Origin of the sequence: Arthrobacter sp. FW306-04-A (assembly GCF_044358315.1) — a bacterium.
Taxonomy (GTDB): Bacteria; Actinomycetota; Actinomycetes; order Actinomycetales; family Micrococcaceae; genus Arthrobacter.
Window position 1 is genome coordinate 2,395,734 of the sequence record NZ_CP084559.1, and the last position, 11,570, is coordinate 2,407,303.

Below are 11,570 nucleotides of genomic sequence, written 5' to 3' on the forward strand. Positions count from 1 at the left end.
TTGAGTAGTCTATCCAGCCTTCACGGTTTGTATTGGGTCCGGTTGTTTGTACTGCCCGAGGGCCGCGGCAAGCCACTCTGCGGAGGCATCCGCCAGCTCGGCAGGCTGCAGGATCCGGGCCGCACCGCCATGCTGGGCAACGAACATCGGCAACCAGTCAGCGTTTCCGAATCGGATCTCAGCGAGCAGCCCGCCGTCGGGAAGCACGGCTGTCCGATCCGCATAGTAGTCATCCGCCAGCCCGGCACCCTGTCGAGTCAGCTGGAGGACAACCACGACGTCGTCGTCGTTGGGCGTGTAGAGCTTCACCGGAACGCCGTCCTCGGCGCTGCCAGCCCCGGAAACAACCCGGCCGTTCGGCGCGATCTCCTCGATGCGGTCCAAGCGGAAATTCCGCAACCCGGCTTTGCTGTGACAGTACGCCTCGAAATACCAGGTGTTGTCCAGCGAGTAGAGCCGGAGGGGGTCGACATCCCGTTCGGAAATTGAATCGCGTTGCGGTGACAGGTAGCGAAGACACAATTGGCTGCCTGCCTGGATCGCCCGGGTGATGGTGTCGAAGGCTCCGGCATCGGCGGGGGTGACGGGTGGGCCGGCGACAGCCGCCGCCAAACGACCGGCCTCCCCCGCCGCGCCGGTGAGCTTCAGGGTCACGGACTCCAGGGCCCGGCTCTGTTCGTCTTCCGACATTCCTGCCTGGGCGGGGAGTCCGCCCAGGGTGGCGAGGCCGGTCAGCAGAGCGCAGGCTTCGTCGACGCTGAAGCGGATGGGCCGGTTGAGTTCGAGGTGCTCCCGGATATAGACGTGCTCGTTTTCCCAATCGATATCGAACAAGTCATCCGGATAGCCTTCAGGACGGCCGGAGCAGATCAGTATCTTTAAGTCCTCGAGCAATTCCTTACGGGTGATACCGAAGCGGTCCGCCACCTCCTGGATGGGCAATCCCTGGTTGTGGACGAGGAAAGGCACCAACTGCAGCATCCGATTGAGTTGGTTCTCCGAGGTTCGCTTGCGCACCCGCGGCGCGGGACCTGCTTCGGGAAAGCGGATCTCGACGGCGGGGCGCGAGGCGAACGCGGCGGCGGCTTCAAGTCGCCGAATCACGGCTCCACGCAGCTCAGGCGGCCCGGCCACGCCCACGTGCGGACCGTAGGAGGCCAGTTCTTCGGCCAGTAGCTCACTGTCCCGGAACGGCACCGAGAGGCGGTCCGTGCCGTTCTGGAGGCCAGTGCTGCCAGCCGTGTCCGTGATGCTCACCGCCCGCTTGCGGAGCCCCAGCAAGCGGCCGTCCGCTACGTCGAGCTGGGCCTCCTGCAAGGGGAGTTCATTGAGGCTGTCCAGTTCCGTGCGGATATCAAAGCCCGTCGGAATCTCGCAGTGGTCCCGGGTCTCGGCCTGCACCTCGCTTGTCATCCGGGACAGGCGGAAGAAACGTTTGGCCCCCCGACCCCGGTCGAAGCCCACCAGGTACCACTGGCCGAAGCGGCTCCCCAAGCCCCAGGGCTCCACGAGGCGGCGCTCTTCTTTTCCGGTGCTGGCGGCACGGTAGTGGAAGGCGACGGGGTGCTGGCCATTCATGGCGGCGATGATGTCGTCAAAAGCTTGGCCCGCCGGCTTGATGCGCGGCTGGACGCCCGCCGGAAGTGCGACGTCGGCAAGGTCGCCGGAAGCCTGCAGCTTCCGCAGCGCGCTGGCCGCCGCCGAGCCCAGCGCTGCGCGTTCCCACAACTGCGCGGCCAGAAGCAATACTGTTCCCTCCGCAGGGGTCAGACGCACGTCCGGCAGGCGGTTGGATTCCCTGCCGATGCGGTAGCGCGTGGAGGCGGGATCGTCTGACCCGAAACCATGGTCAAGGAGCGTTTCGATCACGAAACCAAACTGCTTCAGGTCCGCCTTGTCCCGTTCGAACATGCGGCCAAACGCGACGTCGCTCTCGCCGGCGTCGTGGTAGACCTTGTCCCTGAGAACGGCCCGGGACAGCCCGTATTTCGTGTTCAGAAGGGCGATCAGCAGGTTCAGGAGTCGTTCGGTACGTGATGCGGACACGATTGCAACGTTACTAAATTCCTGCGCCAAAGGCGGAAAGCGCGTCTGCGGCCGGATTCCTCCGGCTGCAGGCGCGCCTTCCTAGGCTGTGGAACCTAGCGAACTGCCACGAGGTCCACAACGAAGATCAGGGCTTCGTTGGGCTTGATGGCCCCGCCCGCGCCACGGGAGCCATAGGCGAGCTCCGAGGGGATTTCCAGACGACGGCGGCCGCCGACCTTCATGCCGAGCAGCCCCTGGTCCCAGCCCTGGATGACCTGGCCGACACCGACCCGGAAGTCCAGCGGCGCCCCGCGGCCCCAAGATGCGTCGAATTCCTCGCCCGTGGACCAAGCCACGCCAACGTAATGAGTGGAGACGGTGTCGCCGGCCTGAGCCTCGGCGCCGTCACCGACGATGATGTCCTTGATGACGAGCTCGGTGGGGACGTCGCCCTCCGGGAAGTCGATTTCCGGCTTAGTGCGGTCGTAATCACGCTGACCAAATGACATGGGTACTCCTCAAATTGATAAGGGCAATGCGGTGTGAATTTAGCTGAAGGCTAATTGGCGCCGAGGATGTCCACGACGAAGACGAGGTCGCCCTTCGCGTCACCTTGACCGGCGTCGCCATAAGCAAGGTCCTTCGGGATAACCAGAAGAACCCGGGAGCCGACCGTCTTGCCGGCCAGGCCTTGGGTCCACCCCTTGATGACGCCGTTCAGCGCAAAACTTGCAGTCTTTCCGCGATCGTAGCTGGAGTCGAACTTCTTGCCGCCAACCAGGTTGACGCCGACGTAGTTGACCGTCAGAGTGTCCGTTTCCTTGACGACGGCGCCCTTGCCCTTGATGAGGTCCTGGGCAATAAGACTCTGTGGAGCCGTCGCGCCGTCGACGGAAATTTGCGGAATTCCCTTGTCATCGACCTTGACCGCGGGCAGGCCGGCGGGAGGCGTCACGGCATCCCCCTCGGGCTTGTCCAGGGCCTTGGTGGCGTCCTTGACGGAAGTGATCTTGAAGACCACCAGCTGCGACGAAGTTGCCGCTGTTGTTCCGCTCGCCGCGGTTCCGGGGACGGCGAAAGCGATGTCGGCGCCCACTTTCGCGCCGACCAGCGCGTTGTAGAGGACAGCACTGCCGGTCTTGAGTTGGTCGTTCAGTTCGACCGGCATGGGTCCCGTGGTGAAGGTGTCTTCAAGGGTCTTGCCATCTTTGCCGTCGACGGCGATGTAGGCGATCTCTGCGATCTGACCGGCCTTCACTCTATCGCCGGTGCCGTCGGTGACCAGTTTGATGGTTGGCTGTGTCACGTCCAGCGGCTTGGTGAATTCCAGGCCGGGGGCCTTCTTGTCTCCATTGTCGGAGACCTTGAGGGAATCCAGCTTGGCGACTTCGCCGGCGGACTGACTGGTGGGCTCCGGGGCTGCTGCCGGGGTTCCGCCGCAGGCGGTGAGCAGCAGGAGGCCGGGGATAAGCATTGCTAGTAGACGTCGCACAAATTGAACTTTCGTCGGGGCAAAAGGAGAGCATGGCCGGGCCAGGCTCGGCCATGCACGTAGAGGCCCGTTAAAGGCCAACCTCCAGAATAACCGGTGAAGCTGGGAGTCAGCTCATTGAGTCCAGCAGGGCATCCACCCGCTCGTCGACGCTGCGGAAGGGGTCCTTGCACAAAATCGTCTGGTGGGCGCGGTCGTTCAACTTCAAATGGACCCAGTCCACGGTGTAGTCACGGCCAAGCTCCTGGGCGCGCCTGACAAAGTCGCCGCGGAGTTTTGCCCGGGTGGTCTGCGGCGGCGCATCCACGGCGTCCTTGATGTCTGTGTCCGCCACCAAGCGCCGGGCAGCACCACGGGACTGGAGGAGGAAGAAGAGCCCGCGCCTGCGCGAGATGTCGTGATAAGTGAGATCCAGCTGCGCGATCCGCGGGGAATCCAGGCCGATTCCATGTCGACGCATGTAGCCGTCCATCAGCTTCTTCTTGATGGCCCAGTCCACTTCGGTGTCGATCCCACTGGTGTCGCCGCCGTCAATCGCGTTCAGCGTGCGCTCCCACAGGTCCAGGATGAGCGGTACGTGGGGATTGTGGGCTCCGTTCGATGACACGAAGGCGCTCACCTTCGCTAGGTATTCGCGCTGGATATCCAGTGCCGTCAGTTGCCGCCCGTTGGCCAGGCGGACCAAGGCCTTACCGCTGAGATCGTGGGAGATTTCGCGGATGCTGCGGATCGGGTTCTCCATGCGCATGTCCCGCATGATTACTCCGGCCTCAATCATGCGCAGGAGCAGATCCACTGTTCCCACCTTCAACAGGGCGGTGGTCTCGGACATGTTCGAGTCACCGACGATCACGTGCAGGCGACGGAAGAACTCGGCATCGGCGTGCGGCTCATCGCGGGTGTTGATGATGGGGCGGGACCTTGTGGTTGCCGAAGATACGCCTTCCCAAATGTGGTCTGCCCGCTGCGAGAACGCGAAGGTGGCACCATGGGGCGTCTTCAGGACCTTGCCCGCACCAGCGATCAGCTGCCGTGTGACGAGGAAGGGAATGAGGATCTCGGCGAGCCGCGAGAACTCACCGCGCCGGGGAATCAAATAGTTCTCATGGCTGCCATAGGAGTTTCCGGCGGAATCGGTGTTGTTCTTGAACAGGTAGACCGTGCCGTTGAATCCCTCCGCCGCGAGGCGCGCCTGCGCTTCATCTACGAGGTCATCGAGAATGAGTTCGCCAGCACGGTCGTGGGCGATCAGCTGCGCGAGGTCGTCACATTCGGCGGTGGCGTATTCCGGATGCGAGCCGACGTCAAGGTAAAGGCGCGAGCCGTTGGTCAGGAAGACGTTGGACGAGCGCCCCCAGCTCACCACCTTGCGAAAAAGGTACCTGGCGACTTCCTCGGGGGCCAAGGGCCTTGAGTCGGGGCTCGAATACGAAATACCGAACTCGGTTTCTATCCCGAATATCCTCTTGTCCATCTCAGGCCTCCCCTGCCAGCAGCTGTGTGATTTCTTCTGCCCGGAGCCGCCGGAATGCCCGACGGGACCCGCGCCCGCTTTCCGGACTCCGGTCCAGCACTGCGGCCTCGACGGCGGTCCCGGGCAGGGCGTCCACGTCCTTGTCCGTTGCAAGTGCCTTGACCGCCAGACGCAGGGCGCCGGCAAGGCTGAGATCGGCTTTCCAGCCGCCAGCCACGGCCTCCGCTACTTGCTCGGCCAAGCCCCCCATGACCACAAAGCCGTTCTCATCGGCAATGGAACCGTCAAAGGTCAGCCGATACAGATGATCCTCGGCCTGGGTGTGCCCGACCTCTGCCACGGCGAGCTCCACTTCGAACGGCTTCTGTTCCGCAGTGAAGACGGCGCCGAGGCTCTGCGCATAGACGCTTGCCAGCCCGCGGGCAGTGACGTCCTCGCGATCGTACGAATAGCCGCGGACGTCAGCGTAGCGGACACCGGCTTGCCGGAGGCTCTCAAACTCGTTGTACTTGCCTACCGCGGCGAAGGCGATCTTGTCGTAGATCTCACCGATCTTATGTAAGGACGGCGAGGGATTTTCCGCCACCAGCGCGATGCCGTCCTCGCAACTGATCACGACGACGGAACGGCCCCGGGCGATGCCCTTCCGCGCGAAATCCGCGCGGTCCTTCATTAGCTGCTCGGGCGAAACATAAAACTGCTGGGTCATATCAGGCCTCCCGTCCGGCAGCTGCGCGCGATTCAATAATGGATCCCGCGATCGTCGCCAACTCCCGTTCGGACACCCGACGGGCGCCGGCGCGGTTGACCGTGTACACCACCGGCCAGAGTTGGCGGACGGGATCCGGACCGCCTGTGGCGGAATCGTCGTCGGCCGCGTCATAGAGGGCTTCGACGGCGACGGCGACTGCCTCGTCTTCGGTGAGGTTCGGCCGCCACAGTTTCTTCAGGGCACCACGGGCGAACACGGAACCGGAGCCGACAGAGTGGTGCTCCAATTCCTCGTATCGTCCCCCTGTGACATCGTAAGAAAAAAGCCGTCCCACGCCGGCTGCCTGGTCGAAGCCCGCGAAAAGCGGGATCACAGCGAGACCCTGCATGGCCATTGGCAGGTTTCCCCTGATCATGGCCCCAAGCCGGTTGGCCTTGCCGTCCAAGCTCAACAGGGTGCCTTCGATCTTTTCGTAGTGTTCCAATTCCACCTGGAACAACCGCGTGATGTCGATGGCCAATCCCGCAGTGCCGGCAATGCCCAGGACGGAGTAATCGTCGGCCGGGAAGACTTTCTCAATGTGCCTGCTGGCGATGACATTGCCCATGGTGGCGCGCCGATCACCCGCCATCAGGATGCCACCGGGATAACTAACGGCAACGATTGTCGTGGCATGGGGCACCGGCGGAATCTGTCCCGCGGGCAGCACTTGATTAAAGGGAAGGAGTTCAGGCCTGGAGCGTTGCAGATGCTCTGTGAACGAAGACGTTGCTTGGGTGGCCAGATGGCCGGCTGCTGGATCCTGCATTGCTGCGCTCCTTCGACTCTGACATCCGATGCCCGGCGGCCTCACGCCGGCCGGGCCCTGAGATTGGCTGGCGCCTGCTTACTGGCCGCCCTTTTGCACAAATGCCCGAACGAACTCTTCCGCGTTCGATTCAAGCACGCCATCAATTTCGTCGAGGAGATCGTCCACGCCCTGCGTGGCGACCGAGGCCTGTGCCTCCGGTGCTGCGGGCGGGGCCTCCGGGACGTCAGCCTCTGTCTCGACGTCGCGGGACTGCGGTTGCTGCTGCTCCTGAGCTGCCATTTCCTTCTCCATTCTGTCCATCCCCGGCAACGGGGACTTCCTGTAATGCCATACTGCCACGGGGTGGGCCGCGACGCTGCGGTTTTAAGAGCCCGTTTGGCGGCCTTTCACCTGCTGCCGGTTCAGGCTGGCGGGGCCGGGTCCAGTCCGAGCAATTCACGGAGGAACGCACCCGCTGTAGCGTGCTTCTCAAAGAGCCGGCCGGTGAGTGCTTCCGTGCCGCGGAGGGGTTCCCGCGTGGGCACCCGCTGGAGTTTGCCAATGCCTGGAACATCAAAAATGACCGAATCCCAACTGGCGCCGACCACGTCCTTGCCGAAGCTGGAAACGCACTTCCCGCGAAAATAGGCCCGCGTGTCCGACGGCGGTTCGACAACAGCGCGGCTGATGACGGCGTCGTCAACGATTCTCTGCATCCGGTCTCGCGAAAGCATGCGGTAGTAAAGGCCTTTCTCAGGCCTCACGTCGGACCATTGCAAATCGATCAGCCCCAAGCGGGCGTCGTTCCATTCCAGTCCGTCACGGTTCCGGTAACCCTCCAACAGGGACATCTTGGCGAGCCACTCGACGGAAGACGCGGCATCAGCGGGGTTGCTCCCCAGAAGCCCCAACGTCGACTCCCACCGGTCCAGGACATCCCGCGTATGGCCGTCTCCACTGAAGGAATCGGAGACACCACTTTCCTGGGCAAGTTTGGCGGCAGCCTCGTAATACATCCATTGGATGTCCAGCGCGGTTACGTGCCGACCGTCGAGAAGCCTGACCGTAGCAGCCAGGGAGGTGTCGTGGCTGATTGCCTGCAGCCCGGCCACGGGCTCGTGCACTTCGATCTTCGGAGCTTGGCCCGCTTCGATGAGGCTCAGGACCAAAGCCGTGGTGCCGAACTTCAGGTAGTTCGACACCTGGCTCAGGTTGGCGTCGCCGATGATGACGTGCAGGCGCCGGTACTTGTCCGCAGTGGCGTGCGGCTCATCCCGGGTGTTGATGATCGGACGCCTGATGGTGGTTTCCAGTCCTACCTCGGCTTCGAAGAAGTCCGCGCGCTGACTGATCTGGAATCCGGTAGTTGAACCGTCCTGGCCCTTGCCGAGTCGCCCTGCTCCGCAGATGACCTGGCGCGTCACGAAGAACGGTGTCAGGCCACGGACGATCTCCCCGAAGGGCACCGCGCGCGGCATGAGGTAGTTCTCGTGGGAACCGTAGGACACCGACTTGTTGTCGGTGTTGTTTTTGTACAGGTTGATGGCGGGCAGATCGGGATCCGCTGCGACTTTCCGGACCGTGGCCAAGGCAACAAGATCACCGGCTGCGTCCCACGCAACGATGTCGCGCGGATTCGTGACTTCCGGACTCGAGTATTCCGGATGGGCATGGTCCACGTACAGGCGCGCCCCGTTGCCGAGAACCATATTCATCAGCAGCGAACCTGACTCGTCGCTGCCATCGGCTTCGAGTTCCTGCCGCCCGTAGGCCAGCGCAACCGCCTCGGCGTCGAGCACCGGCGGCCTGTCAGTCAGCTGGCTGGGGTCTGCGGCACTACGCTCAACCGTCCAGCCGCGTGCATCATGCAGGGGTTCTTCGTCCGTATAGTCCCACCGCGTTTCAGCGCCCCCGGCCGCCCGCTGCCGCGTCAGGTTCGCGTAGGCCTGGATGATTCGCGCGGACATCATCGTGGCGTTCGCCCCCGGTGCAGAAGGCGCGTGGATACCGTATTCAGTTTCCGAACCCATGACCCGCATGGCCCCGCCCACGGGAAGCTTCTCCGAGGGCAGGCCTTCCGGCCGGGCCGTCACAGGTACTGGCCGGTGTTGGGAGTCGTCTCGATCGACTTCCCGGGCTCCTGGCCGGCCTTGCCCTGGACGATGGTGCGGATGTACGTGATGCGTTCGCCCTTCTTGCCTGAGATACGTGCCCAGTCATCCGGATTGGTGGTGTTGGGCATGTCCTCGTGTTCGCGGAATTCATCGACCACGGCACGCAGGAAGTGGTCGATCCGCAGGCCTTTCTGCTGGGTCAGCAGGAGGTCCTTAATGGCGTACTTCTTGGCCCGGTCCACCACGTTTTGGACTACGGCACCGGAATTGAAGTCCTTGAAGTAAAGCATCTCGGTATCGCCATTGGCGTACGTGACTTCGAGGTACTCATTGGATTTCTCGGTGGAGTACATGGCTTCAACGGTGCGCTGGATCATGGCGTCCACGGTGGCCTGCACATCGCCGCCGTGTTCAGCAAGATCGGTCGGATGGAAGGGCAGATCCGTGGTGATGTACTTGGCGAAAATGTCGGCAGCCGCCTCGGCGTCAGGTCGGTGGATCTTGACCTTCACGTCCAACCTGCCAGGGCGAAGGATGGCGGGGTCGATCATGTCTTCGCGGTTCGAGGCGCCAATGACGATCACATTATCCAGCCGCTCGACGCCGTCGATCTCGCTGAGGAGCTGAGGGACGATTGTTGTCTCGACGTCGGAGGAGACACCCGTGCCGCGGGTGCGGAACAGCGAGTCCATTTCATCGAAGAACACCACCACGGGGCTGCCGTCCGAGGCCTTTTCGCGCGCACGGGCAAAGATCAGCCGGATGTGGCGTTCGGTTTCGCCAACGTATTTGTCAAGGAGTTCAGGACCCTTGATGTTCAGGAAGTAGCTCTTGAGGTCCACGTTGCCGGCCCGTTCAGACGCGCGGGCGGCGAGCGAGTTGGCCACGGCCTTGGCGATCAGCGTCTTGCCGCAACCTGGAGGGCCGTAAAGAAGGATGCCCTTGGGCGCCTTGAGTCCGTGTTCCCGGTACAGGTCCGGGTGCAGGAACGGCAGTTCGACGGCGTCCCGGATCTGCTCGATTTGCGGTCCCAGGCCGCCGATATCCTCGTAGGTAATATCGGGGACTTCCTCGAGGACAAGGTTCTCGACTTCCGCCCTGGGAACCTTCTCGAGGGCATAGCCGGTGCGGGAATCGAGCGACAGAGCATCACCGACCCGCAGGTGCACTTTCTGCAGGGCACCTGAAAGCCTGACGACCCGTTCTTCGTCGGCCCGACCCACCACCAGGGCGCGGTCCGTGCCAAGCATTTCCTTGAGCGTGACGAGTTCACCCGCCCTCTCATAGCCAAGGCCGGTTACCACGAGCAGGGCCTCGTTGAGGAGGACTTCCTGCCCAACCGCCAGCTGGTTGAGGTTCACGAGCGGGCTGACGCCCACGCGCATCTTGCGGCCGGCATTAAAGATGTCAACCGATTCCTCAGTGGCAGCCTGCCCCGTACTACCCGCCGTTGGCTGTCGCCTGGGGTTGATTTGAAGGATCGTCCCGAAGCTGTAAGGCGGTTGACCGTCTTGTTCGAGGGCGCCTTTGAGGCGCAGGATTTCGGCCTTGGCCGTTTCCAGCATGGTCACGAGCTTGGTGTTGTTCTGGGTGGCGGCGGCCAACTGACGATCGATGTGGCGCAGCTTGTCGCGAAGGATGTTTATCTGGCGTTCCGCAACAGTGAGCTCACCGGCGTCGTCCACCGGTTGACTTGCCCCACCGCCATGTACCGCTTTTCCCTCAGCCACGGCCTTGTTCGATGGCTCCTCAGGTGTTGTCCGCCCGAAGTCATTGTTCGACGTATCCACGAAGCATCAGCTCCTTCCCGCTTTCTATAAATAGACCTTAGCCCTCAAAAGCGTCGGGAAACCTGTGACATCCGGAATGCGGACCAGTTTGTGATGTTTAGCTAGTGCGAGGGCGAGGGGTCGTCCTTGACGTTGGTCCCGGCAATCGCATCACGTGCCGCACGGCGCAGCTTTTTGTCGGAAACGGCCCGCTCCCCCACGGCTCCCGGCGTCCAGGCATTCAAGTCTTCTTCACTGAACTCAGTCTTGGAAGGACGGCGCTTGACGGAGATTCCGGTGACACCGTCCGCAAGGCGACGCGTCACCAACAGGAAGCCGGTGTGGGCAACCATGCGGTGGTCGGGACGGACGGCAAGGCCTTCGAGGTGCCAGCCCCGGACCATGGACTCCCATGCGTCTGGTTCCGTGAACCGGCCGTCGGCACGGATTGCTTCGGCAGTTCGGGAAAGCTGGGTGACGGTGGCTACATAGTTGATCCACACGCCGCCGGGGGCCAGGACCGTCGCTACGGCGTCCAGGCATTCCCAGGGAGCCAGCATGTCGAGCACCACGCGGTCAACGGAGCCCGGTTCTTCGCTGCGGACAACTTCCTCCTGGAAGTCGCCCAGCGAGATCTTCCACGCCGGGTGCGGTCCGCCGAAAATGGTTTCAACGTTGCCGCGGGCGATGTCCGCGAATTCTTCGCGGCGCTCGAAAGAGTGCAGGTAACCGGCGTCGCCCACTGCACGAAGCAAGGAGATCGAAAGTGCACCGGAACCCACACCGGCTTCCACCACGCGCGCTCCCGGGAAGATGTCTGCCATGGTCACGATCTGACCGGCATCTTTGGGGTAGACCACGGCGGCGCCGCGGGGCATGGACAGCACGAAGTCGGAGAGCAAGGGCCGGAGCGTCTGGTACTGCTGACCTATATTGTTTGCCACTACCGAGCCGTCAACCTTGCCGATGATTTCGTCGTGGTTGAGGAAGCCGCGGTGCGTGTGGAAGGCGCCGCCTTCTTCCAAAGTGATGGTGTTCATCCGGCCGCGTTCGTCCGTGAGCTGGACCCGCTCCCCCACACGGAACGGTCCGCGGCGCCTTGCCGCACCGGTCGGCTGGGTGGCAGGGTTGGCGGCGGTGGCCGTGTAGTCGGCGGCGGTTTCGCTGCTCATGGGTGTTTCCTCGCTCCTG

General features: G+C 63.0%; 10 protein-coding genes. All 10 read right to left on the reverse strand.

Going from position 1 to position 11,570, the window contains the following annotated elements; translation table 11 throughout:
• Nucleotides 1-9 precede the first annotated feature (9 nt).
• Nucleotides 10-2,046 (reverse strand): helix-turn-helix transcriptional regulator, encoded by a 2,037-nt coding sequence (locus LFT43_RS10970; RefSeq protein WP_395796708.1) that lies wholly within the window; start codon nucleotides 2,044-2,046, stop codon nucleotides 10-12.
• Between the two features lie 95 nt (nucleotides 2,047-2,141).
• Entirely contained in the window at nucleotides 2,142-2,537 is a 396-nt protein-coding gene (locus LFT43_RS10975) for an FKBP-type peptidyl-prolyl cis-trans isomerase (protein ID WP_059389230.1), read from the reverse strand.
• Between the two features lie 50 nt (nucleotides 2,538-2,587).
• Nucleotides 2,588-3,520: an FKBP-type peptidyl-prolyl cis-trans isomerase gene (locus LFT43_RS10980; protein ID WP_395796711.1), complete on the reverse strand. Its 933-nt coding sequence runs from the start codon at nucleotides 3,518-3,520 to the stop codon at nucleotides 2,588-2,590.
• Nucleotides 3,521-3,629: 109 nt separating this feature from the next.
• Nucleotides 3,630-4,994, reverse strand: a complete 1,365-nt coding sequence (pafA, locus tag LFT43_RS10985; RefSeq protein WP_395796713.1) for a Pup--protein ligase — start codon at nucleotides 4,992-4,994, stop codon at nucleotides 3,630-3,632.
• Nucleotide 4,995: 1 nt separating this feature from the next.
• Nucleotides 4,996-5,703 (reverse strand): proteasome subunit alpha, encoded by a 708-nt coding sequence (gene prcA / locus LFT43_RS10990; RefSeq protein WP_395796715.1) that lies wholly within the window; start codon nucleotides 5,701-5,703, stop codon nucleotides 4,996-4,998.
• A 1-nt stretch (nucleotide 5,704) separates the two neighbouring features.
• Nucleotides 5,705-6,514, reverse strand: a complete 810-nt coding sequence (gene prcB / locus LFT43_RS10995; protein ID WP_395796717.1) for a proteasome subunit beta — start codon at nucleotides 6,512-6,514, stop codon at nucleotides 5,705-5,707.
• Between the two features lie 78 nt (nucleotides 6,515-6,592).
• Nucleotides 6,593-6,796, reverse strand: coding sequence for a ubiquitin-like protein Pup (locus LFT43_RS11000; protein ID WP_184735227.1), 204 nt, complete (start codon nucleotides 6,794-6,796; stop codon nucleotides 6,593-6,595).
• 122 nt (nucleotides 6,797-6,918) lie between these two features.
• Nucleotides 6,919-8,535 (reverse strand): depupylase/deamidase Dop, encoded by a 1,617-nt coding sequence (gene dop, locus LFT43_RS11005; RefSeq protein WP_395803018.1) that lies wholly within the window; start codon nucleotides 8,533-8,535, stop codon nucleotides 6,919-6,921.
• Between the two features lie 50 nt (nucleotides 8,536-8,585).
• Complete coding sequence (gene arc / locus LFT43_RS11010; protein WP_395796719.1) at nucleotides 8,586-10,400, reverse strand: proteasome ATPase; 1,815 nt, start codon at nucleotides 10,398-10,400, stop codon at nucleotides 8,586-8,588.
• Between the two features lie 101 nt (nucleotides 10,401-10,501).
• Nucleotides 10,502-11,551: a tRNA (adenine-N1)-methyltransferase gene (locus LFT43_RS11015; RefSeq protein ID WP_395796721.1), complete on the reverse strand. Its 1,050-nt coding sequence runs from the start codon at nucleotides 11,549-11,551 to the stop codon at nucleotides 10,502-10,504.
• Nucleotides 11,552-11,570: the final 19 nt, after the last annotated feature.

Bases quoted from the DNA above. Each gene is read 5' to 3' on its own strand.
- LFT43_RS10975 (WP_059389230.1), bottom strand. From the start codon at position 2,537: ATGTCATTTGGTCAGCGTGATTACGACCGCACTAAGCCGGAAATCGAC.
- pafA (WP_395796713.1), bottom strand. From the start codon at position 4,994: ATGGACAAGAGGATATTCGGGATAGAAACCGAGTTCGGTATTTCGTAT.
- prcA (WP_395796715.1), bottom strand. From the start codon at position 5,703: ATGACCCAGCAGTTTTATGTTTCGCCCGAGCAGCTAATGAAGGACCGC.
- prcB (WP_395796717.1), bottom strand. From the start codon at position 6,514: ATGCAGGATCCAGCAGCCGGCCATCTGGCCACCCAAGCAACGTCTTCG.
- LFT43_RS11000 (WP_184735227.1), bottom strand. From the start codon at position 6,796: ATGGCAGCTCAGGAGCAGCAGCAACCGCAGTCCCGCGACGTCGAGACA.
- dop (WP_395803018.1), bottom strand. From the start codon at position 8,535: ATGCGGGTCATGGGTTCGGAAACTGAATACGGTATCCACGCGCCTTCT.
- LFT43_RS11015 (WP_395796721.1), bottom strand. From the start codon at position 11,551: ATGAGCAGCGAAACCGCCGCCGACTACACGGCCACCGCCGCCAACCCT.